At 34.4% G+C, this 24263-nt stretch carries 23 protein-coding genes; 9 read left to right on the top strand and 14 right to left on the bottom strand.

The genetic code is table 11. From position 1 onward, the window contains the following. Positions 1-156: 156 nt before the first annotated feature. Entirely contained in the window at positions 157-417 is a 261-nt protein-coding gene (locus T368_RS0103045; protein WP_004086953.1) for a hypothetical protein, read from the top strand. A gap of 605 nt (positions 418-1022) precedes the next feature. Here the strand turns inward: T368_RS0103045 and T368_RS0103040 are convergent. The 11 genes from T368_RS0103040 to T368_RS13085 all read right to left on the bottom strand — a co-directional run bounded on the left by T368_RS0103040 (position 1023) and on the right by T368_RS13085 (position 13856). Beyond that, positions 1023-1799 carry an amino acid ABC transporter ATP-binding protein gene (locus T368_RS0103040; protein WP_162164632.1) on the bottom strand — a complete coding sequence of 259 codons (777 nt, stop codon included), beginning with the start codon at positions 1797-1799 and terminating at the stop codon, positions 1023-1025. 49 nt (positions 1800-1848) lie between these two features. After that, positions 1849-3051 (bottom strand): cell division protein FtsZ, encoded by a 1203-nt coding sequence (gene ftsZ / locus T368_RS0103035; RefSeq protein ID WP_004086955.1) that lies wholly within the window; start codon positions 3049-3051, stop codon positions 1849-1851. 18 nt (positions 3052-3069) lie between these two features. Further along, positions 3070-4455: a cell division protein FtsA gene (ftsA, locus tag T368_RS0103030; RefSeq protein WP_004086956.1), complete on the bottom strand. Its 1386-nt coding sequence runs from the start codon at positions 4453-4455 to the stop codon at positions 3070-3072. Further along, entirely contained in the window at positions 4452-6083 is a 1632-nt protein-coding gene (locus T368_RS0103025) for a SurA N-terminal domain-containing protein (protein ID WP_004086957.1), read from the bottom strand. The genes ftsA and T368_RS0103025 overlap by 4 nt, the downstream gene beginning before the upstream one ends. A gap of 282 nt (positions 6084-6365) precedes the next feature. Next, positions 6366-7004 carry an endonuclease III gene (gene nth, locus T368_RS0103020; RefSeq protein WP_004086958.1) on the bottom strand — a complete coding sequence of 213 codons (639 nt, stop codon included), beginning with the start codon at positions 7002-7004 and terminating at the stop codon, positions 6366-6368. Positions 7005-7017: 13 nt separating this feature from the next. Beyond that, positions 7018-8478, bottom strand: coding sequence for a murein hydrolase activator EnvC family protein (locus T368_RS0103015; protein ID WP_004086959.1), 1461 nt, complete (start codon positions 8476-8478; stop codon positions 7018-7020). Then, positions 8475-9284: an FtsX-like permease family protein gene (locus T368_RS0103010; RefSeq protein ID WP_004086968.1), complete on the bottom strand. Its 810-nt coding sequence runs from the start codon at positions 9282-9284 to the stop codon at positions 8475-8477. The genes T368_RS0103015 and T368_RS0103010 overlap by 4 nt, the downstream gene beginning before the upstream one ends. Further along, the gene (locus tag T368_RS0103005; RefSeq protein ID WP_004086969.1) at positions 9271-9942 is read right to left on the bottom strand and encodes a cell division ATP-binding protein FtsE; all 672 of its coding nucleotides are present in this window, start codon (positions 9940-9942) and stop codon (positions 9271-9273) included. Before T368_RS0103005 ends, T368_RS0103010 begins: the two co-directional genes overlap by 14 nt. 14 nt (positions 9943-9956) lie before the next feature. Then, positions 9957-11477: a tRNA (guanosine(46)-N7)-methyltransferase TrmB gene (trmB, locus tag T368_RS0103000; RefSeq protein WP_004086971.1), complete on the bottom strand. Its 1521-nt coding sequence runs from the start codon at positions 11475-11477 to the stop codon at positions 9957-9959. Positions 11478-11486: 9 nt separating this feature from the next. Beyond that, positions 11487-12833, bottom strand: coding sequence for a fibronectin type III domain-containing protein (locus T368_RS0102995; RefSeq protein WP_004086973.1), 1347 nt, complete (start codon positions 12831-12833; stop codon positions 11487-11489). A 36-nt stretch (positions 12834-12869) separates the two neighbouring features. Continuing rightward, the gene (locus tag T368_RS13085) at positions 12870-13856 is read right to left on the bottom strand and encodes an RluA family pseudouridine synthase (RefSeq protein WP_004086974.1); all 987 of its coding nucleotides are present in this window, start codon (positions 13854-13856) and stop codon (positions 12870-12872) included. Between the two features lie 304 nt (positions 13857-14160). Here T368_RS13085 and purD point away from each other — a divergent pair, with 304 nt between their 5' ends. Then, positions 14161-15486 (top strand): phosphoribosylamine--glycine ligase, encoded by a 1326-nt coding sequence (gene purD / locus T368_RS0102985; protein ID WP_004086975.1) that lies wholly within the window; start codon positions 14161-14163, stop codon positions 15484-15486. Between the two features lie 376 nt (positions 15487-15862). On the opposite strand, the gene T368_RS0102980 is transcribed toward purD, so the two are convergent. From T368_RS0102980 to T368_RS16095, 3 genes are all read right to left on the bottom strand, one after another. Then, entirely contained in the window at positions 15863-16078 is a 216-nt protein-coding gene (locus T368_RS0102980; protein ID WP_027338285.1) for a hypothetical protein, read from the bottom strand. Between the two features lie 53 nt (positions 16079-16131). Beyond that, on the bottom strand, positions 16132-16524 hold the full coding sequence (locus T368_RS0102975) for a hypothetical protein (RefSeq protein ID WP_004086976.1): 393 nt from the start codon (positions 16522-16524) through the stop codon (positions 16132-16134). A 64-nt stretch (positions 16525-16588) separates the two neighbouring features. Then, positions 16589-16726 carry a hypothetical protein gene (locus tag T368_RS16095; RefSeq protein ID WP_004086977.1) on the bottom strand — a complete coding sequence of 46 codons (138 nt, stop codon included), beginning with the start codon at positions 16724-16726 and terminating at the stop codon, positions 16589-16591. 208 nt (positions 16727-16934) lie between these two features. Between T368_RS16095 and lpxB the strand changes: the two genes are divergently transcribed. From lpxB to T368_RS0102935, 7 genes are all read left to right on the top strand, one after another. Further along, complete coding sequence (lpxB, locus tag T368_RS0102965; RefSeq protein ID WP_004086978.1) at positions 16935-18083, top strand: lipid-A-disaccharide synthase; 1149 nt, start codon at positions 16935-16937, stop codon at positions 18081-18083. Between the two features lie 119 nt (positions 18084-18202). Next, positions 18203-19024 carry a UTP--glucose-1-phosphate uridylyltransferase GalU gene (galU, locus tag T368_RS0102960; RefSeq protein ID WP_004086979.1) on the top strand — a complete coding sequence of 274 codons (822 nt, stop codon included), beginning with the start codon at positions 18203-18205 and terminating at the stop codon, positions 19022-19024. 138 nt (positions 19025-19162) lie between these two features. Beyond that, positions 19163-20233, top strand: coding sequence for a hypothetical protein (locus tag T368_RS0102955; protein WP_004086980.1), 1071 nt, complete (start codon positions 19163-19165; stop codon positions 20231-20233). Further along, complete coding sequence (locus tag T368_RS13080) at positions 20230-20679, top strand: aminotransferase class I/II-fold pyridoxal phosphate-dependent enzyme (RefSeq protein WP_004086981.1); 450 nt, start codon at positions 20230-20232, stop codon at positions 20677-20679. The genes T368_RS0102955 and T368_RS13080 overlap by 4 nt, the downstream gene beginning before the upstream one ends. A gap of 50 nt (positions 20680-20729) precedes the next feature. Next, entirely contained in the window at positions 20730-22064 is a 1335-nt protein-coding gene (gltX, locus tag T368_RS0102945) for a glutamate--tRNA ligase (protein ID WP_004086982.1), read from the top strand. Position 22065: 1 nt separating this feature from the next. Continuing rightward, positions 22066-22344: a YggT family protein gene (locus tag T368_RS0102940; RefSeq protein ID WP_004086984.1), complete on the top strand. Its 279-nt coding sequence runs from the start codon at positions 22066-22068 to the stop codon at positions 22342-22344. Between the two features lie 26 nt (positions 22345-22370). Next, positions 22371-24230, top strand: a complete 1860-nt coding sequence (locus T368_RS0102935) for a lytic transglycosylase domain-containing protein (RefSeq protein WP_004086985.1) — start codon at positions 22371-22373, stop codon at positions 24228-24230. The last annotated feature ends 33 nt before the right edge of the window (positions 24231-24263 follow it).

Genomic DNA, 24263 nt, shown 5'->3' with positions numbered 1-24263 from the left:
AATTTCTATATATTTTTACTAAATATTTATGATTATTAGTAATTAATTGATAAAAAGTAAATAAAATTTCATGTTAATCTTTTACACGAATGCAGAATCAGAGTGTTACAAAATGATGAGTTCTTGTGAAAGTAATCTTAATTAAGTGGGGTTGAAATGACTATTGAAAATTTTGAACATCAGCTAAAAGTGCTGAAACTGAAGAAAAAAGAATTTGCGGCAATGGTAAATGCGGGATATACTGGGGTTGTAGGCTGGAATTCTCGTGGCACAACGCCTGAATGGGTAGATAGTTGGCTTGCAAACTATGCGAAAGCAAAGAAATATGATGAGATTAGAACAATCATCGAAGATAAATTAGAGGCTGATGATAGAGAAGAGGATAAGGCACAAATTTATGGAGGCATGAATATATAAGCTATTACAAATCTCTTATATATTTGCTTTGATATTTTTGCAACGACATTACAGAAAAGTTGTTGTGTGTATTTGCTATCGTTTTATTACATAGCGTTGCAAGATTGAAGTTTAACTCTTGCTTAAATCTCTCTTTATTTCTTATCAATTTATCTTATGGATATTTTTAACTCCATTGTGTTATGTTTTTTGCAATATAGGTTTAGGTTAAGGTGGATTCCATCGATTCTGTATAGATACATTCAAAAGCATGTTAAATCAATAATAGCAAAGAATTCATTATGCTTTTATTATTGATGATTGGTAAGAAATTTTATTGTTTGATATATAGATATAAGTCCAGCAAAACACACGAATAAAGCTAAAGCTTGCATAAAATATGCGTTCTTAGTAGTTTGGCGGATAATCCCATACATGTTTTGCTACGCCTATCTGAGATGCGAGAATAATAAATAAAAATATATGAAAACTTTAATTTTCAAATTTTTATTTATTCAAGGCTCTATCTCTCCCCTTCCATCTTTAGAAAGCAAAAAACATGTAGCTTTAAACCTGTTATTCAATATGGAGTTACAAATTCTGCGTAATTTATCATTTATAGTATTTCACTCAAAATCAAAAATTGTTAAAAATTGTTTGGCTCTTTTTGTTTTTGGTGCTTTAAAGAACTCTTGTGCCTGACCCTCTTCAGCTACAACACCACCATCAAAAAACATAACTCTATGACTGATTGCTTCAGCAAATCGCATTTGATGAGTTACAATAACCATACTCATGCCATCAATTGCCAACGACTTTATAACTTCAAGCACTTCTTTTATCATTTCTGGGTCTAGGCTCGCAGTTACTTCATCAAAAAGCATAACTTTTGGATTCATACAAAGACTACGAACGATTGCTACTCTTTGTTTCTGTCCGCCGCTTAGATCTCGTGGATAATGATGTATTTTTTCTTCTAATCCAACTCGCTTTAGCCATTTTAGTGCGTCTTCTGTGGCACTTTCTTTGGTTTTTTTAAGTATTTTACAAGGTGCCAATAATACATTATCAAGCACATTTAAATGTGGAAAAAGCTCATAACTTTGAAAAACCATACCAATTTGTTGCCGCAACACACGCCAATTTGAGTTTGCTTGAATTGCTTTTCCATCGAAGATAATTTCCCCAGAATCAATACTTTCAAGCCCATTCAAACATCGTAAAAAAGTGCTTTTACCGCAACCACTAGGACCGATAATTGAAACAACTTCACTTTCCCTAAGAGAAAAGTTAATGCCTTTTAGAATCTGGATTTTGCCTTGTGTTTTGTTGTTAAATGATTTGTATAAATTGCGAGTTTCTAGTAAAACTTCACCAGTTTCATGATGGTGTATCAAATCCATACCCCTAAATGCAATACAATAAAAGTTTGCATATTTATATTTTAATACTTTAATCTTTTTGGTTTCTAATATATGTTGGCGTGTCCAAATCATCGTCATCATAATCGCCACTGCTAATTTTTGTCGCTCTATGCACAAAAATATCTGGTGTGGAAGTGAATAGATTTGGCTCTTTTTGTGCCTGCTGCCCTGCTACTTCTTGTTGTGATTGTGCTACCTGCGTTGCAACTTGTGGCTTTGCTGGAATCTCTTGCTGTTTATTTGTTTCAAAGCCTGTTGCGATAATAGAAACACGCACTTTATCCATCTCAAAATCATCTCGTGGCATAGTCCCAAAAATAATATCCGCATCGTCTCTTGCGGCTTCTTGAATGATTCCCATAGATTCTGAAATCGCAACAAATGGGAAATTAGAGTTAAACTCATAATTCACAATCACACCCATAGAACCATTAATAGACATATTGTCAAAAAGTGGTGAATGTATTGCATTGGTGATTGCATCATCAGCAGCATTCTCACCCTGCCCTTCACCTATACCCATTAATGCTAAACCTCTGTGACTCATAACCGTGCGTAAGTCTTCAAAATCCACATTGATTCCCTCATCAGAGTTATTTAAAATCACACTTGAGATTCCATTCACAGCACGCGCTACAACATCATCAACATAACTCATGCTTTCTTTATAGCCCGTATTTTTACCAATTACACTCAGCAATTTTGTGTTAGGAATAACAACGATTGAATCACAAACTTCATGCAACTCTTTTAAGCCCTCTTCTGCCAACTTCGCACGGCGACTGCCCTCATAGGCAAAAGGTTTTGTAACAACGCCAATAGTTAATGCACCAGTCTCTTGTGCGGCTTTTGCAAAAACAGGGGCAGCACCAGTCCCAGTCCCACCACCTAGTCCAGCGGCAATAATGATAAGATCAGAACCTTGCAGGGCTTGTTTAATATCATCATAACTCTCTTCTGCGGCTTGTTTGCCCTTTTCTGGTTTCATACCCGCACCTAAGCCTTTTGTAAGCTTTCTACCTAAAACAATATGATTTGACACAGGGCTGTTATGCATGTGCTGTAAATCAGTGTTTGCTATCATTAAACGAATGCTTGAAAAAGTGCCTTTATTCTTTAAATGGCGAATAGTATTATTGCCACCACCACCTACACCGACAACCGTTATAACTGGAGCATGTCCTATTTCTTCGTTTGGTATTTCTCGTAAATCTACTTCATTGTTATTCATATTTTCACCTTTAATTGTTTAAAATAAATCTTTACTCCAAGCCTTGATTCGTTGTAAGAATGAGGGCTTTTCGTCCTGCGAACTACTTGTATTCCCAGCTTGATTTTCAAGTCCATCAGCATTGGGCTGATCTAAATCCCGCAAATCTATCTGAAAATTAGAGTCTGTTTGCATTGTCTGTGTTTGTGTTTCGTAATCGGATTCTACCATATTTAACGCATTATGCCTACTCCTAATATTATTTTGTGAATCTTTTTCATAGTTGGTGAAGTTTCCTGCACCATAAAGAATAAGCCCCACTACAACAGAACTACTAGAATCTTTTAAGTTATCAAACAAGCCATCTATCTCAGTAGGACGCGCCAAACGCACAGAAAGTGGGCTAAACGCAGCAGAAGCAAACTCTCGCATACCCTTTAAATTTGCCATTCCACCTGTAAGCACCACGCCTGTTATCTGTTTTTTTAATCCACTCGTGCCAATAGAATCTGATAATATCCGCAAGGTTTCCTTTACCCTATCACCCATAACACAATATATATCACGCAAAGGAACATCGATAGTTTCTTCATTATTGCCTATACGCGGGATTTCAAGCACCCTGCCCTGCTCTTCTGCACTCGGCAAAAGATTCCCAAATTTAATCTTAATTTCTTCAGCAACTTTTAAAGGCGTATTAAGAAATCTCGCCATATCGCTTGAGATATGATTAGAACCTACGCCAAGAAAATCGTTATAGCACATAGAGTTACCATCATAGACCATAAGCTCACAAGTTTGCGCTCCCATGTCAATACATGCTACACCCAAATCTTTCTCATCTTCATGTAATACCGCAATTGAAGCCGCATAAGATGCAAGGACAATGTTTTCAATCTCAACTCCAGCCAGTCGAATAGCCTTTTTGAGATTCTCTAAACTTGCAGTCTGCACAGTAACAATATGAGTATCAACCTCTAAGCGACTACCTGTCATACCTATAGGATCTTCTACATGCTCTTTATCATTTAATCTAAAATGATGGGGAAGTACATGCACGATTGAATAATCCTTTGGAATCCCAGCATTATGCACAGCAAAACTCAATGCGGCATTGATAGTGTCGATATTAACTTCTCTATCCATCACATTAGCACTGCCGCTTACATTTATGCTTTTTGTATGCGCACCAGACAAGGATACTATGGCTTTTGAGACATCCACTCCAGCCATTAGCTTTGCTTCGTGGATACTCTTTCTAATGGCACTGCCAGCCTGCTCTATATTTACAATTGCACCTTTCTTAACACCTTGTGTCTTACATGTCCCAGTCCCAATGATTTGCACATCAGAACCCCTAACATCAGCAATAATAGAGCAGATTTTTGTTGAACCAACATCAACACCTAGAATAATCTTATTCAATTCTGCCTCCTATAGTCAATAACCTTATAATGTTTCATAGCATATTCAAACATAGCATTTCTAAGATCTCTCACCTTTGCTTCTTGCAGGGCTTCATCTTCTGCATTTGTAATATTTACTAGATCTGCATAATTAGGCATTTCTTGCTTAACAACTCTAAATAAAAGTGCCTTGTCGCTACCAAGAAACACAACGCCCTCTTTTTTATTATGTCGCATGATATAATCTAATGCCTGTCGTATATCCATGTCATTTAGACCAAGCGAGAGTAACTGCTTATGAGATTGCATATTTTGTTCCTGCCATAATGATAAAGTAGCGACACGATATTTCCTAGAACTCTCTTCGCCTATTTGTGAAAGCTTGGTATATGCCATTTTCTTAAACTCATCATTTTGTTTTTCTAGCATTAAATCCCTACTAGCTAACTCTTTTGCAAACTCAAAACTAAGTGCTTGTTTTGGAATCTTTTCGGTAATATAAGGGATAATCCAATGATCCTTGCTATACTCTAAAGGTGCAAGTAAGCCCTCACCACCGCTTACTGCAGTGATTAAGGCAGAGTGATTGCTCCCATCGTCATTAAGCTGCAAACTATATAATGGAATGTCTTGCAGTGCTATATCTTTAATATCTAAATCGCCATCAAAATGCTTTTGCAATAAAGCAATGCTTTGAGATTCCATTGTAGTAACAACATTGCTTGTTTTAATCTGTAAATCTTTATTATTTTCAGCAATATTTTTGCTTATAGTAGCCATATAAGAACTAGCAAAACCCAAAATCGCTTTGCGATAGTCCGCTTCCACTTCCTCTAAGGCTTGCTCAAATGTTAGATTCTTATATTTTCTCTCATTGTCTTTATAGAACTTCTCAAGCATTGCCCTATTTGTGTTAATTTCTCCCATATCAAGTGCCATATATGCTATCTTATAGCTTACTGGTTTATAATATCTCTCTTTGTTTCTCTCCCAATAGGATCGAACTTCTGAATCTGTTGTTTGTAACACAGCATTTTTTAGCACAGAATCTTTATGCAGCAATCTTAACTCCGCAACATCTTTAATCTTACCTGCACTCATAAAGGCATTTGTCTCAAGTGTAGAAACTGGTGCTAACGGAAAATTCTGCATTTTTTCTTGCAACAAAGCCTTTGCTACAAACGCTTCATAATCAGCGGTATTCCAGCGATTTGCTTGCAATAGCTTTTCGTATTGCTCTTTATTAAAAGTATGTGTTGCATCTTGAAATTCAGGCGTATTAAGCAAGGCTTCTAGAATCTCATTTGAAGTTATGCTTACACCAATGTCTTTTGCAAGCATTTCTAGCAATTTTTCTTGCACCAAGATTCTAAAGGCTTCTTGTTTTATTTCTGGCATAGGCTTACCATCATCTGGTAGCCCTACTTGACGCATGTATTCAGCAACATTATCATAAATTTCATTATATTTTCTTTGATATTCTTGACGGCTAATATATATGTCGCCAACCTTTGCAACGCTATCGCTTGATACTGCGGAGAAGCCACCACCACCCCACTCTACCATGCTTGCAAAGACCAATGCCAAAGCACTTACCCATACGGTAATAACTAAATATTTCTTGTGCTTTTGCATCCATTCTAGCATATACAATTCCTTTTGAAAATAATAAAAATTGAAACAATAATGATCTATGTTTTTTGACTGAAAAAGTTTTGCCATTATAACAGAAAAAATACAATATTTTATAAGTTTAGTCTGTTATTTTTCAATTTTTAATTAGTGTTATATTTTGAGTTAAATATAGGTTAATGTGTGGTAAATATGTATATTATCTATGCAAAAAATTCTTATAAAATAAGACTTTGAGAATCTCGCCCTACCCTGCCCTAGTTTATAGAGATTCTATTCTTTAAAGATTCTGAAATTTCATTGCGGTTTAAAATTTGCCTTACTTACACAATACATTGCTACAAAGCAATCATCACACATAGGCTTTAATGCCTTGCATTGATATCTACCAAATAGCACAAAGGCTTGGTGTAAAATATTAAGATTCTCTTTAAAAGCTTTTGTCAAATCCTTTTCTGTATCAATCGCACTTTTACTTTTACTTAAACCGAGTCGATGACTAACGCGAAATACATGTGTATCAACTGCCATGTAATTCATACCCAAAAACTCACCTAATACAACATTTGCACTTTTTTGTCCAACACCGCTAAGCGACATTAAATCTTTTTGATTTGTGGGAATCTCGCCATTAAATTCTATCTCTACTTTCTTTGCCATTGCGATTAGATTCTTTGCTTTTGCATTAAAAAAAGAGACAGATTTTATAAGTTCTATGACACTTCCTAAGTCTGCCTTGCTTAATTCTTTTGTGCTTGGATATGCCTTAAATAATGCTGGTGTTACCATATTTACGCGTTTATCAGTGCATTGGGCTGATAGCATAACTGCTATTAATAACTCATATAAATTTGTATATTGCAATTCGGTTTGTGCGTCTTTATAATGCTCTAAAAATAGGGCTTTAATGTTTGCAATGCGTTCTTTCTTTCTCAATTTATACTCGCTTTTAATTCTTTGCCATAACTTCTACTGGGTTGATATGCTTTCCATTTTGCACGATTTCAAGATTCAATCTATCATGAATGCGCCCAATGACATATCCCCTTTTTACAACAAAGCCTTTCTTTAAAGTGGGGGCAATCTTATCAAGCATAGAATAGATTGTATGCATTGAGTTTGCATGCTCTACAACCACAACCTTTTTTAGTCCGGGCATCTCTTCTGCATAAATTACTTTACCATCCATAATATTATAGACTTGTGCGTCATTTTTCTTAGGTTTTAGCACCACGCCATTATTAAAGATTTTAATCTTATAAGCGGGATCAATATAATCGCCAAATGCCTGTTCTATCACATAGGAATCAAGAGGCGATCCAGCCCTTTTGCCTGTATATCTTGCAGTTTCTGGACGCTGATATACGCTATCTACTCGTTTTAGCTCTTCAAAGCTATTAATAGTATTTGACGCTTCAGCTGAACTCACTGCTGCATCATACTTTCTTTGTATCGCCTTATTTTGCTCACCTAAGAATTGTTGTGCTTTTTTGCTATCTGTTTTTGCGATTTTCTCTGCTTCGGCTTTCGCCTTTTTCTCTGCTTCGGCTTTCGCTAGGGCTGCTCTCTTTTTCTCTTCTTCTATTTTTCTTTTTCTCTCCCTTTCTAATTTTGCTAGTCTTTCTCGCTCTAGCTTTGCTTTTCTTTCTGCCTCTTGTTTTTTACGGATTTCTTCTTGTGTATTTTTCTTTAAGATATTTAACTGCCCCAAAAGTTTATCAAGCTCTTTTTTTTGCATATCAATAGCTTTTAATCGCTGGTTATAAACCTGCATTTCATTACGCATGTTATCTACTAGAATCTTTTGTTTAGCTATCATTGTTTGCAAATCTTGGTGTCTTGTCTCCTGTGTAGTAATAATTTGCGTTACTTCCTTAATGCTGCTATTAATATCATTAATCTGCTTTACTATGCTTCTTTGCTGCTTTTCAATCTCTTTAATCTCGCTTGTTGTTTGCTTTTTTAGAATCTTGAATGCTTCTCTTGTTACCATATCTTCAAGGTTTAAGCTCTCTTCATCATCAAGCACATAGGCAATGGTCATGTGTTGGAGTATGAGATTTGAAAGCTTTGTTTGTGATTGATTTAGAGAAACATTTAGTGTTGCTAGATTATCTTCAAGGGTTTGCAGTCTTGCTTCTTGGCTTTTATTCTGGTCTTTATTGCTTTCAATATTTTTTGCAAGATTCTGAATCTCTGCATCAAGCTTTTTAATCTGCTGCATATTATTGTTAATGTTTTGTCCCAATGTGCTTAATTTTAGATTGAGATTTGCCCTTTGTTTATCGATCTTGCTTTTTTGTGCTTCATTTTTTTGTATATTTTGATTAATCTCATTTAAATCTACTGCCATAGCACCATAGCATAAAAATGCACTAATAAGGATAAATCGCTCAAGGCATTCTCTCATGCACGCGCCTTTGATAATATCACAAATATAACGCAGCAACTAGATGATATGAAAGCAGCCAAAAAGAGCTTTATAAAATCTGGTGGAATGCGAAATATATTTAATCCTATATTTAATGCTTGTAATGTTTCAAGTGTGATTTGCAAATTTGCTACATAAAATACAAGGATAACAATAAAAAAACTCGCTAAAAATGAATCTATTAGGGCAAGTTTAAATAAGCTTCTATTGCGTATCCAAATATTTGCCCCCATAATATCCATAATCTCCATTTTATCCTTATTGACATAACGCCATATCTCAATTTGCTTTAACATAAGCATAAAGCTAACAACTGCTAGAATCACCGCAAAAGTAATAACGCTAAACTTAATAAAACTTAATAAAGTATAGTTTTCTAAATGCCTTTTTGAAAAAGTATCAACAGATAATACATTGGGATTTTTTTTCAACACTGCTTCAATCGTGCTTAATCTCTCTGTGCTTGGAAAATACTCTAAGCTTAAGCTATAAAAATAGGGTAATTGCCTTGTTAGATTTGTAAGATTTGTATCGTTAATATCTTTTGTAAGTTTTGCAATAGAATCTTTTGGATTAATCTCTGTTAATGCCTTTGCTTCAACTATTTTTTTACGCACAGAATCAAAGCTAATGGGCTTTTTAGCCGTGATTCCAATAGCATATTTTTGTGTAATAAATCTTTCTTGATTTGCTACAATACGCTCTAAAATAAGCAGACATTGTAAGCTAAAAAGCATGGTAATAAGTGGGACAAGTAATGATAGGTGTTGTTTAAGCGTATTCATGGATTAAACCTTCTTTGATTTCTATTTTTCTATATTTTAGATTCAAATGCTTTGGGATTCTATGCGTTACAACGACTATTGTAATGTTTAATTGCTCGTTTGATGACTTCAAAAGTCCCCAAATCATATCGCTAGAATAATCATCAAGATTGCCTGTAGGCTCATCACAGAGAATAAGTCTTGGTCTATGTGCTATTGCCCTTGCTAGAGCTACTCTTTGTTGCTCTCCACCGCTTAATTCCTGCGGATATTTATTTGCTTTATGTAAAAGGCTAATGTGAGAGAGTAATTTTTCTGCTTGGGTTTTTATCTCTGTTTTTGGAAATTTATTAATAATCATAGGCAATGCGATATTTTTTTCTACATTCCAATCTTGTATAAGCTTATAATCTTGGAACACAATCCCCATTTTACGCCGCAAAAGCATGAGTTTATGACTACTAATCTTTTTCATATTAGAATGCAAAACACTAAGCTCACCTTCTTGCACGCTGATATTGCCATAAATGGAACGCAAAAGTGTGCTTTTACCGCTACCACTCGCACCTGAAATAAACACAAAATCTTTGGGATATATATTGAAACTTGCATTTTTTATCACAAGCCCTGTGCGTTTGTAGCCTAGACAAAGTTGCTTTGCTTTTATAATCGTATCCATTTATAACCTTTATGCTAGTTTGCTGTTTTTATAGAATCTTTTTTAGTAGATTCTAGTTTATTGGAATCTTGCTTAGAATCTAGCGTGATAGAAGCAGATTCCATAGTCTCTTGCAATATTTTACATAAAAATTTGTGTGCTTGTAAATGAGAGCGGATAGATAAGGGCTTTTTTAGATAATGTAATTTATGATTAGAATCTAGGATTAAATAAGTATTAAAAGGCATATAAAAACTACCAAAAGTAAGATTAGCAATGCTTATATTTTCACTCGCACTAGATTGTGTGGAGTATATATCGCCGATACTAATGAATATAGAAACTTGTATCCATTTTTTATTGCATAGGGATTCTAGAATTTTGTTGTGTTGTGTTGTGTTAGAATCTGGAAACTTGTCATTTTGAGCCTTTGAAAAAGGCGAAAAATCTTTTTTAGATTCCATTTTAGAATCTTGCGTACAATCCCTTGTAGATTCTATACTAGATGTTTCGCTACGCTCAACATGACAATTTGTTGTAGATTCTAGATTTTCTACCAAATCTGGGCAGGGTTTAGGATGCATGTTTTTAGAATCTAGATTCTGTATTTCTTGGTTTCTAGTATTTATAGAATCTACTTTTCTTTCTAAACTCGGTAAAGAGAACACACCCTCAAGGCTATCGTGATTTTGCTGTCTAAAATCATGCTGAAAAATACGCATTTCATAAATATCCTTTTTCATATTACTCCATCTTGCCTCATATTTACTTACAATATCTATATCTCTATTTTTTAGAATCTCAAAATGCGTAAAATCCGCACTCATCGCTTCTTTCATACTATCTAACACATATTCATAGTCATCACTACGCAGATTGATATGCCCTGTATCTTTTAAGATTCTAAAGCTATTTTCTAAAAATTCCCTATGAAATACTCTTCTATGCTTTGCCTTATTCCAAGGGACTGGAAAATGCAGGAATATGGTCTCTACGCTTTTTTTACTTAAGGCTTGAATGCCAAGCCTTGCATCAAAATCACAGATAAAAAGATTCTCTAAATGATACAATTCTATCGCATTTATAACCTGCCTTACTGAAGGTGTATGAATCTCAAAGCCCAAAATTAGTTTCTGTGGATTTTTCTTAGCTAAATCAAGGATATGTCGCCCACTACCAAAACCTATTTCAATATAATCTGGCGTTAATGTAGAAAGTCTTTCAAGATTCACTAAATAGCCTAGCTGCATACCTCTTGTGTGCTTATTTTGCGTTTGATTTAAATTATGTGTAATTACATTAAGATGAGATGCGATAAATTGCAATACTTTTTTAATGAATAAAAGATTGCTAGGACGCGTGATTTTATCAACCTTATATAAAAAATCATTTGCCCTTTTCACACATCGTATAAAAAACATCTCTTCTTCATGGATTATAGGGATTAAAAAAAGATTATTAAATCTCTTATTCACAAGCATTTCTTTTATAATAAAATCATCGTGTGCTATATCGTTATCATATATAAACATGTCTTTGCTAATAAAATGCGGCATATTTTAGCCCTACTTTTTTGTTGAATCTTGCTTAGCTGTATTTGCATTTTGTGGCTCTGGCGATACAGGTTGTGCTGGTTGTAAAACTGGTATATTTGGTGCTGCTGGTTGTGGTGCAAGCTGCAGGGTAACTTGTCTGCTTCGAGTAGATTCTATACCATATTTATCCACACCTACAACATGATAGGTATAGCTTACACCCTCTTTTATACTTCTATCTGTAAAGCTTGTATTTTGTTCTTGATTAAATTTATCTTTTGAGCCATCACTACCGCTACGATATATAACATATTTTACAGAACGATTATCATTCGCCCCTTCCCATGCGATTATTGCACTTGTATTTTCTATCGCACCTTTTGTTAGATTTGGTGCAAGTGGTGGTGGAAGTGTCTGTCCGCCAACGCCATTTTCTTGCAAGTTTGATTCCAGTTTATATTTATCAATCGCACTGACTTTATAATATCTTATAGCCCCGTGTGAATCTATCTTGTCAGTATAAGATTCCCTTGTTACAAAAGCGATTTTTCTATAATTATCATTTAGAGTATTTGATACATACACATTGTAGCCAATCACATCTTTGGAATCACTTTTATCCCATTCTAACCAAATTTCACGCAATCTATTTTGCGTGGTCTTAATGCCTGCTACAACAGGCGGCAATGCCCTTGTTTTACCGACTACTAGCTGACTTGGCACAGATTTTGTGCCATCATGGCTTTGGGCTATAACTCTGTAGGTATGCTCTGCTCCATTTTCTATATTTCTATCAAAAAATTCTACTAACATGCGATTTGTTGTAGAACCGATGGCAATGAACTTCCCCTTTTTCTCTTGCTTTTCAATAATATAGTTCTTTACAATAGGATTTGGACTAGGACTCCAAAAAATCTTAATCTTTTGTGCGTAATCTTGCGAGGCATATACAAAGCTCACAGGATCTATAAAAGAAGTTTTTACTTTTAGTGGTGTGCTTTTCTTTGATACTTTAGAATCTTTTCCTACCGCAGCAATCGCATAGGTATATTCAGTTTGTGGTTCTAGCTTATCATCATAATAATGCGTTGAAAAGGCATTTTTTATAACAGCGATTGTCTCAAATTCCTTCTTTTTATTCTCGCGATAAATCACATAGCCATCAATATTTGTCGTATCTTCTGGTGTTTTCCACTCAAAGCCAACAGAGGTTACATCAGGCAATGCACGAAAGGTTTTAACCACAGGTAAATTAGGGTCTATCTCATCTTTTATACCCATAAAACTAAAGATTTTTGAACTTGAACATGCAGAAAATACCACTACATGCAATAATAAAAATAACATAATAAGGCATTGTCTATATACATAAATCATATACTATGCTCCTTGTAATATTTCGGTATTTAGAATCTAGTTTCTTGCAATTTTTCTTAATTCATCTTGCCATTGAGATAAAAATGCTTCTAGCTTACTTTCATAGTTAATAAAATTTTCATTTAGGAATTTTAGCAAATCTTTGGGTATTTTTGCACTAAAAACATTTCCATCAAAATAAAGTAGCTGTGCGTGTAGTAGCATTTTTGTCTTATATGTGCTTTTTAGATTCTCTGGGCTATATAGCATATCACCATAGATATAGCGTTGCAGTGTGCTTAAATGCACCCGTATTTGATGTGTCCTACCGCTAAAAAGCCGCACACCAATAAGCTCAAATACCCCATTTTTACTCTCCATAATCTTTCTAAACTCACTTTTAGAATCTCTTGCGAATGGATATTTTTCTTTATCAAGCTTTGCCATTTTCAAGCGATTATTAGGATTTCTCCCCATATAGCATTCCACAAAAGTGTTATGTTGCAAGGCTTTATTAATCACGCAGATATAGATTCTACCCATTGTGCGATTTTGCAGCATTTCAGCAAAACGCAAATGACTAGCATTATTCTTTGCTACTAAAATCGCCCCGCTTGTATCCTTATCAAGCCTATGCACGATACCAAACCTCATCTCTCCATTAATCGTTGATAATTCATAATTTTTCATACTTAAATAATCAGTGAGTGTAGCCTCTTTCACACTTGGGGCATGATGGACGACTAGATTTCTTGGCTTATTCAGGATAAGATAATCGCTATTTTCATATATCACTTCTATATCTAGCCCTTGTATTAACTCATCTGTGTTTATTGCTTTTGAAGTATTTTTTATTGTATAGATTTCAATACAAGCGCCTTTTTTTAGAATCTGTGATTTTTTTGTATTTTTTTCATTCATTTTTACAAGATTAGATTCTATCCATTGACTAGCTTGTGAGCGTGAAATCTTTAGAATCTCTTGCAATGCGTTATCAAGCCGCATATAATCATGTAAAATACAAAAATGATACAGCAATTCCATTTGTTTTCCTAACACGAAATTAATAAATGAATTTTAGCGAAAACTTGCTATAATTTTGCTGCCTAGAGGTTTCGTGTTTCTCTTTTATAATTGGTAGTCTATTTAAAATATATTTTTGGGTTACGCTTTAGAGCTATGTGTGTCGGTATTTCTGTTCTATTTTTATAGTGAAGGGCTTGATAAGCTTTAAGATCTGCCGCCTAATTAACTCGCAAGACCCTATTTGTTGTAGCTTTAGTTGGGCTTACACAATACACGAGAGTAGCGGATCTTTGGGTATAAGATTCTAACACAAAGGCATATTTTGCAAAACTCATATAATACACTACAATCAATCAATGTTTTAATTATCGGCAATGGTGGGCGAGAATACAGCATAGCCCTTGCCTTGCAGCAAGATAAAAAAGTAAATAAAATCTTTTTCACTCCAGAGAATCCAGCCGCAACGCTATTTTTCAATGCAGGACATTTTAGCTATAAAAACCATGATGAATTATTAACACATATAAAAACACATAATATAGACTTTGTTATCATAGGACCAGAAGCCCCACTTATGCAAGGTGTGAGTGATTTTTTAGAATCTCATAATATTTTAGTCTTTGGTCCAAGTTATGCAAACGCAAGGCTTGAAGGCTCAAAGGCTTATATGAAAAGCTTTATTCATAAGCTAAACATTCCTACCGCAAGATATAAGGAAATCACATTAAAAAATATAGAGATAGGATATAGCTTTATAGACGCCCTGCCCTTACCTATCGTGCTTAAAGCAAGCGGACTTTGTGGTGGTAAAGGTGTGTTGATACTAGATTCTAAAGAAGAGGCAAAGAAGCAGTTATTACTTATGCTAGAGGGCAAACTCTTTGGTGATGCAGGGAAAGAAGTCGTTATTGAAGAGTTTTTAGATGGTTATGAGTTATCTGTATTTGCTTTAAGTAATGGAAATGATTATGTAGTATTACCAGCATGTCAAGACCATAAAAGATTATTTGATAATGATAAAGGACCAAATACAGGTGGTATGGGTGCTTATACAAACCTGCCTCAAAAACTCTATAATAAAGTTTTAGAAGAAAAGATTAAAGATAGGATTCTAACCCCAACCTTTAACGCACTAAAAGAGAATGGCACACCCTATAAAGGCGTAATATTTGCAGGGATTATGGTAGTAAAAAATGAGCCATACTTACTTGAATATAATGTGCGTTTTGGTGATCCAGAATGCGAAGTCTTAATGCCGCTTTTAAAGACTTCAGCCCTAGAGCTTATGTATAGCTATGCTAAGGGCGAGAGTTTAGAGTCGATTCTCTTTAATGATATTTGTGTTGTATGTGTGGTAATGACTAGTAGCGATTACGCACAAGATCTTAAATCAAGCGATTATCCAGCAAAAATAACTTTTAATGATATAAATCCAAAAGACATAAATACAGAATATGGACATCTCGTATTTGCAAATACTAGCTTAAAAGATTCTATATTGTATGCAAATAGCGGAAGAAGCATAGTTGCCATTGGTAAAGGCAAAAGCTTACAAGAAGCTAGAGATAATGCTTATAGACTTGTAGAAAAGATAGATTTTAAAGGCAAGCATTACAGAAAAGACATTGCGTATCAAGCATTGCGGTAGAATCTTTTGCGTGTTATTTGTTTATGATTTTAGATAAGTTTGAAGATGGATGTATGGTTAAGAACCGCTGCTTTATAGTTATCGCTGTGCTACTATCAGCTGCATTTGGCGTTATTGCTTTTTATCTTGATTTCAGGGATAAATATTCATTATAGTTTTATCTGTTTTTACCTAAATCCAATAACATAGCTGTGTTTTATAGTAAAACTTAGGATATAGCTTTAATCACTATAAACACAAATGTGTATCTAACAAGGGTTTTAAAAAGCCATTGTCTAGCTAAAAAGCTTTAAACTCATAAACTTAAACACTTAGCATTATTTTTTAAGAATCTATTTTGTGATATTTGTGTCTTTTATACATTAAGAAAAAATCTTTATAGATTTTGTCGTAATGATAAAAAGTTGAATAGGTTTCTAATCACTACCAAGTAAAAACTTAGCAAGTTTTGAATCTTGTCCTTTTTTGCTAAATCATCTTTAATCTTTTGATTAAAGTTATCAGTTTTTTCTCTCACACTTTCAAAAAAGTTTATAAATCTTTCTTGTGTGAAGTCTTTCAACTCAAATTTATGAAATTCTTTTAATGCCAAATAATCATCTTCGAGTGTGTCAGCAAGAAAAACTTTATCATCATCTCTTACACCTAAAATTTCTTTAAGTTTTGGGGTAAGTTTTTTTTTGTTTGCTCTGTGTTGTAATTCTCCAAATAACCTTCAAAATACACACTTGTTTTTTCAATCTCTGCTGCTATATAAAAACAAAACTTCTTTATTTCATCAAACTTACTATGTCGCACAGAGATACCCTTTTCATTGTCCCAAACATCTACCCTGTATTCTTTATACCTGCTTTCAATCTCCCTTGCAATCGCACTAAAATGTGCGTATAGCACTTCATCTTTTCTAGCCACCAGCTCTAATGCTATATCTAAAAACTGCTCGTTGCCCTTTTTATTAAAAAGTGCTTGTAAATCCATTGTATTATCTTTTTGTCCTGTTAGTCTTTTTACTACATCAGTGTAGCACTCTATCGCCATTCTTAGATTGCTTATCCCACCTGCTTCATTTAAGGCAGAATCTAGTCATTTAGTGATATGCGCTTTAGAAATCCCTATTTGTTAGCCACTGTTTCGTGGCTATATCAAAACGATGTGTTACTTCGCTATTATATTCATCATACTGATTCATAAAATCGTTGTGCTTAAAATGAGAATCTTTTGTCTTATTTGCATCCGCCATATTTTCCCCTTTACAAATTCATCCCATAAGCTAAACACTTAGCGTTACAAATATTACGCATTGTGCAGGTTGAGCTTGAATGCTATCTTTGAGATTATCTTAAATTCATAACGACTGCCATTGCAGAATAAATAATATTCTCAAATAAAGACGATTTAATAAAACAATATAGAATCTTAAATCATAATGAAATACAATAAGGATAAAAATGCAAGATATTACAACAAGTAAAGACTTAACTGCTAAATCTAGCACAAAAGAACTTAAAATCTTTGTCAGTGCGCTTGAGCCAAGCTCTAATCTACACTTAAGAAATCTCGCGAAAGTTTTGCCAGAATCTTGCACACTCATTGGTGTATGTGAAAGTGAGATAGGACGGCAAGTTTTAAGCCCTAGTGAATTTGCCATTATGGGTTTTAGCGATGTAGCAAAAAAGATTCTATTCTTTAAAAAAGCAATGCAAATCCTTAGTGAAGCAGCCCTTACATGCGATAAGATTCTCTTAATGGATAGCTCATCATTTCATCTAAGACTTGCGAAAAAGATACGAGAGAAAAACCCAAATATTCCTATTATGTATTATATATTGCCGCAAGTGTGGGCGTGGAAAGAGTGGCGTGCAAAAGAGATTGAGAGGCTATTTGATAAACTTGCATGTATCTGGCCCTTTGAACTGCACTATTATGAAAAAAAGGCTCGATATGTAGGACACCCTCTGCTTGATATTTATACGGAATCTAAGCAGTTTTATAATAAAGATTCTAATATCTTTGTATTTATGCCCGGTAGTCGCAAAAGCGAGATAAAAAAGCTTATGAATGATTATAGAATCTTAGCTAAAAAACTTTTAGAAAAGTATGAAAACGTAATATTAAGGCTTATTATCCCAGAGAAATTCCGCGATACAAAAATGATGGAAATATATGGTGATATAGATATGTTCCATATTGTATATAATACGCAAGAGGGCTTAAGTAATGCGTCTTTTGCCTTTGTGTGTGCGGGGACTGCGACGCTTGAGGCAAGTCTTATGCAGATTCCATTTGTGCTTGTCTATCGTGCAAAATGGATTGACTACTTTATCGCAAGAATGTTTGTAAAGCTAAATTTTGTTGGACTAGCAAATATTATCTACCAAGCTATGTTGAAAGAAAATGGCAAAGATATTGAAAAAGCTGGGCTTGGTGATGACTACTTACATGAAGAACTTTTACAAAATGATTGCAATGCTAAAAATATGCTTAAAGCTTATGAAAACTTCAACTATCAAAAATATTTTGAAGGCACATCTACACTACGCAAATACTTAAAACATGGTAGCAAGGATAATGTAGCAAAATGGCTACTTGAGCCTTGATTTTAAGTGTTTTATAGCAAAGAGGGCATAGAATCTTGTGAAGTCAAAAATGTAATTCACATTATTTTTTGTATAATTATCGTTTGTAAATAAAACGACACAATAAAGAAAGGATAGAAATGATAGAGACTTGTTTATTCCCAGCAGCAGGTTATGGCACGAGATTCTTACCTGCGACAAAGGCAATGCCAAAGGAAATGCTACCTATTCTTACTAAACCACTCATTCAGTATGGCGTGGAGGAAGCCCTTGATGCAGGCTGCAGGACAATGGCGATTGTTACAGGGCGTGGTAAAAGAAGTATTGAAGACCATTTTGATATTAGCTATGAGTTAGAGCATCAAATAAAAGACACTTCAAAAGAGACTTTGCTAAGTGAGATACGAAATATTATGGAAACTGCTACTTTTAGTTACACACGGCAAAAGGAAATGCGAGGTTTGGGGCATGCGATACTTACAGGCGAAACACTTGTGGGTAAGAATCCATTTGCAGTGATTTTAGCTGATGATTTATGTTATAGCGAGAGTGAGGGGGTGCTTACTCAAATGATGAGAATCTATGAAAAATATCGCTGTTCTGTCGTAGCTATCGAAGAAGTAGATTCTAATGAAGTCCATAAATATGGCATTATCGAAGCCGATATGCTAGAAGATGGAATCTATAAGGTAAAATCCATGATTGAAAAGCCTAGCGTTGAAAAAGCCCCAAGCAATCTAGCCATCATTGGCAGGTATATCTTAACGCCTGATATTTTCAACATCTTGCGTATGACAAAGCCCGGCATTAATGGTGAATTGCAAATTACAGATGCACTCTTAGAGCAAGCAAAGTTAGGCAGAGTTATCGGCTATAAATTCAAGGGAATCCGCTATGATTGCGGTAGTATCGATGGCTTTGTGAAAGCAACAAATGATTTTTATAAACGATCGCAAAAGTAACACTTTTTACATTGACAGCCTCAACTAAAAAATTAAAAGTGTGCGTATTTCACAGATTATAAAAGTTATGCTAGAATGCTCGATTAATTTTTCAAATGGCATACATAGCTACAATATCTGTTGTCAAAGGAATTTATTATGAATAGACTTGCACGAAAGATTGTGCTTTTTGGCGCGGTCATCATTGCGATATTGCTCATAGTGCTTTATTTTGCATCAAGGAAAATGTTGCAAGAAGTAGAAAGCCGTCTTAATCAAGGTATGGAGTTTGCGCGCATTCAGGTAAAAGAAGCCCAAAGTAGCCAATATGGTATTCAAAGCTTTGATTATACACCATTTAAATGTAGCGGACTTATGGATTATAAGTGCAAATCTGAAAAGATAACCATTTATATGGACGACTTTACAACCTCACACCATGATATACATGAGAGCATACGACTTCACAATTTTACATTGAGTAGCGAGGATATAAAGAGTAAAAATCATCTTTCATTTAGGGTAAAAACAGATATAGAATACCCAACTATGAATAAATTTTTTGGAGATTCTACAAGAGAGCCGCTCATTGCATTTTTTAATCATAGTGCCGACTCGTTACTGCCAAATAGGCTAGAATGTGAGCAAGACTATCTCTACAAGACTGATGAAGGCACATCGCATACAATCACAGCAAACACACAATGTAATCTCATATCACAAATGTTTAGCACCAATATAGAATCTGTAAATGTTTTCACACCAAATGCCGAACGCACACATATAATTGGGATTCTATATGACATAGCAATGGCTATGAATGGGGATTCTAATAAAGAGGAACTGCAAGCTCAAAATATCCCACACGAACTACTTTCATTAAAATTTAACATTCAGCCAAAACAATCATTTAAGGATTTTCTAGCAGCCAATGATAAGCTTACTTCAGAGCAAAAAAAGACCTTAGAAACACAATTTGAAGCAAATCTAAGCCTTATGAAACTCATCGGTACGCCTTTCCTTGCATCATATATAGGCACAAATAGTCAAACTCTCATACAAGGCGTAAGTGATATTATGCAGAACAAATCAAAAGAACTAGACATTCAACTCACACTTAAAAATCCACCAAATTTTCAACCATTGAAAGTCTTTAAAAGCATGAGTGTAACAGACTGGCTAAGTTATTTTAATAAAAACTACGATATTGTAGTCAATACAAAAGAGTGATAAAGCTGGTAATACTGATTTATTTTTTCACCAGCAACCAAAAATCGTATATATGTAATCCCAACAATCCAACTGGCACATTGCACGATATATTGAAACTAGAATCACTTATCACAAAATATGGCGATATGCTGTTTGTCATAGATGAGGCGTATTATGAGTTTTGTGGTAAAAGTGTGGCATATTTATTACCAACAATGCAGAATCTTATCATCACAAGGACTTTTTCAAAGGCATTTGGCTTAGCATCATTTCGTATAGGCTATTGCTTAAGTTCTGCACAAAACATTGCTACATTAAATTTACTTCGTAACGCAAAAAATATTACTCATCTCTCACAAGTAGCAGCCATTGCAGCACTAAAAGATAAAGAATATATGGAATCTTATGTGAAAGAAATTGTATTATTCTTAAACGCATTAGATTTTATTTATTTAACTTTATAAAATAAAGGTAGAATTACCCATTTATTTAAAAGCTATTAAAAAGGAAAAGTATGCTTCGTTTCGCCCCATCGCCAACAGGCGATATGCATATTGGTAATTTACGCGCTGCTATTTTTAACTATATCATGGCAAAAAAGCTAAAACAACCCTTTATTATTAGGATTGAAGACACAGATTTAGAAAGAAATATAAAGGGAAAAGATAAAGAGATTCTAAGCCTTTTACAAACTTTTGGATTAGAGTTTTCATCTGTGATTTATCAAAGTGATAATTTTGCATTGCATAGAGATTTAGCCCTGCAATTAATAAAGGAAGAAAAAGCATTTTATTGCTATTGCTCTAAAGAATTTTTAGATGAGAAAAGAGAAGAGGCAAAGGCACAAAAGATTGCATTTAGATACAAAGATGAATGGGCAGATCTTGAAAAAGGGGCAAAAAGCACAAGCCCTATTATACGACTAAGGGCAAATGAGGCGGTTAGCTTTGTAGATTCTATAAAGGGCGAGATTTCTTTTAATGCCAATGAAATTGATAGCTTTGTGATTATGAGAAATGACATTCCTACCTACAACTTTGCGTGCAGTGTTGATGATAAAGAGATGAGCTACATTATAAGGGGGGAAGATCATATCAGCAATACACCAAAGCAAATACTCATTAAAAGAGCATTGGGCTTTAGCGAAAATGTAAAATACGCACATTTACCTATCATTCTTAATGAAGAGCATAAAAAAATGTCAAAAAGAGATAAAGCTTCAAGTGTAGAATGGCTTCTATCTCAAGGGCTAGAGGCAAGGGCTATTGCAAACTATCTCATTTTACTAGGGAATACAAAGTTAGAGAATAAACTTGGCGAATTGTTTAGTTTAGAATCTTGTATAGAGCATTTCTGTCTTGAGAATGTTGCGAGTAACCCCGCGCAATTTGATTATAAGAAAATGGCACAAATTAGCCGAGATATTATGCGAGAAAGAGAGATTTCTAGCTTCTATCCGCTTTTTTCAAATTTAGAATCTATGCGCTTAAATTCTCCACAAAGCTTTGATGATTTAATTGCCCTTTATCTCAATGAAGTAGGCACACAAATAGCATTAAAAGAACATATAGATTCTATATTTTTAGCAATAGATAAAAAGCGAGAGAATCTAGTAGAGTTTCATAATGAATTTGATAACATTCTTAAGATAATAAGAGAGAATCTAGACAAGATTCAGGGCTATGATTATAATGAGTTTAAAGACTTTATTGCAACTCAAAGCGGATATAAAGGAAAATCTCTTTTTAAACCTTTGAGAATGATTCTAAGCGGACAGGAACACGGCATAGAGCTTGATAAACTCTATCATGTTTTAAAGCCATTTATAAGCGATATTGTAAGGAAATAATATGGGTTTAGTATTAAATGCGATTGGAAATATACTTTCATGGGTTATTACACTATACTGCTGGGTGATTTTTATCAGTGCGATATTACACCTTGCGCGCACTGATCCATATAGCCAACTCATGGATATTTTAAATAGACTGACATATCCCGCATATTCATTTGTAAAGCGATTTGTAAAAACGGAATTTAATGGCTTAGAACTTGCACCTTTAATAATCATTCTTGTATTGCAGTTTATTAACCTAACGCTTGTTAGATTCTTACTTGCTTTTCATTAATTATTTTATAAAAACAAAGGGGCTTTATGCGATATTTCTCTCTACTTTTTTTTATATTTTCTGTAAGTTATGCAGATAGCATTATAGACTTTGGCAAACAGGAAACAAAGACTTATAAGCCATATCAATCAAATCAAACAGACCATAATAAGATACATCATACAACAGAATCTAGCGTGCAAACACCTACTAAAGTCGCACAAGTAGCAACTGCAAATACGACACATAAAACACAGGCAATATCTCATTCAAACACACCAACACACAAGGGCAATCATCTCAAAGGACAAGAGTTTTTTAACTATTACATTAAAGGCAAACCAAAGGGCATTGTGCGAGATTTCTACATTTGGCAATATCTCAATGAAAACAAACTCAATGCAGCACAGATTAATGAAGCCTATCAGCTACTAAATGCAAAGAATCCATACTTGCGTAAAACGCTAAAAAATCTTGGTAAAACAGAGAAAATGCCACGAGATATTACATGTCAAAATATGCAGATACAAGCCGCATTAAAAGAAGATAACGCATGTCTTGTAATCTCTGTGCGTAATAGAATGGCAGCCTTTAAGACTTTGGGGGCTAAAGAGAGAGAGGCAGTTATTAGCCGTCTTGCAAAAACAAACCCAGATACTACAAGGGCTATTAAGATTCTAGCTACACAAGATCGCACAAACAATCTTTTTAATGACAATGCAATCGTGTTTAGCATGGTATATCATGCGTTGAGTGCTGATGAAAAATCTAGGATAAAAAGTAAAGACCCAAACAAAGATTTAAATAGATTAAGTGCCTATAATACACAAGGATTCTATTATATTTTAAATTCTATTGCCCTAGATTCTAATGTTAGTAATCTCAAAAAAATGCTTTTAGAGAGTGATATAATGCAAGCCCCGCATAATACGCTTTTTCTGCTTGGTATTAATGAATTGCGATTTGGTTCAAAAGATAAGGCAATGAACTACTTTAAAAGAGCAAAGCAAAAATCCAATATCGCATTTTTCATTGATAGAGCAGTATTTTGGCAGTATCTTGTGAGTAAAGATAAAAAGTATTTAGAAGAGTTACTACAAAGCAAACATGTAAATATCTTTAGCATTTATGCCGCACAAAAGCTAAATAAAGAACCAAAATATACTATTATTACAAAACTTCCTTCCCTTGCGTTTGATAATCCACCATTTGATATTAAAGATCCTTATGTATGGCAGAATATCACAAACACCATGCTACACACAAGCGACCCCATAAAACTTGCAAAAGTGATCCCATATTTTTCATATAAAGATACTATGCCTCAACTTGCCTATCTCATGCAAAAGATTGACAAACATGCGACAAATTACTACATTACACCTTATGAAGGCTTAGTTAAATGGAACTCAAAAGAAGAACAAAGCTTGGTATTTTCAATCGCAAGGCAAGAAAGCTACTTTATCCCAACGCTTATTTCACGATCATTTGCACTAGGCATTATGCAAATTATGCCGGCTAATGTGAAGCCATTTGCAAAGGAAATGGGACGCACTGATATAGAATATAATGATCTATTTGACCCAAAGACTTCACTGGAGATGGGCAGACATTTTATAAAGCAATTGCAGAGAGAGTATAAACACCCGCTTTTTGTTGCCTATGCGTATAATGGCGGACCGGGCTTTTTACGCAGGACTTTAAAGAAAAATGAGCTATTTTTAAAGAATAGAGAGTATGAGCCATGGCTTAGCATGGAGCTTATCCCACTAGAAGAGACAAGGTATTATGGTATGAGAGTATTAGCGAATTTTATTATCTATGAAAAGCTTTTTGGTAAGGAATTGAATCTTGAAAAAATATTATCTGAAACCTTGCTTTATGAAAATCCAAGTATTACGAGATAAAACTTTCTAGAATCTATGGAATCCATATATTCT

Source organism: Helicobacter bilis ATCC 51630 (assembly GCF_000686565.1).
Classification (GTDB): Bacteria; Campylobacterota; Campylobacteria; order Campylobacterales; family Helicobacteraceae; genus Helicobacter_A; species Helicobacter_A bilis.
The sequence above is the reverse complement of the archived record's forward strand: the minus strand, read 5'-3'. Positions and strand labels throughout refer to the sequence as shown.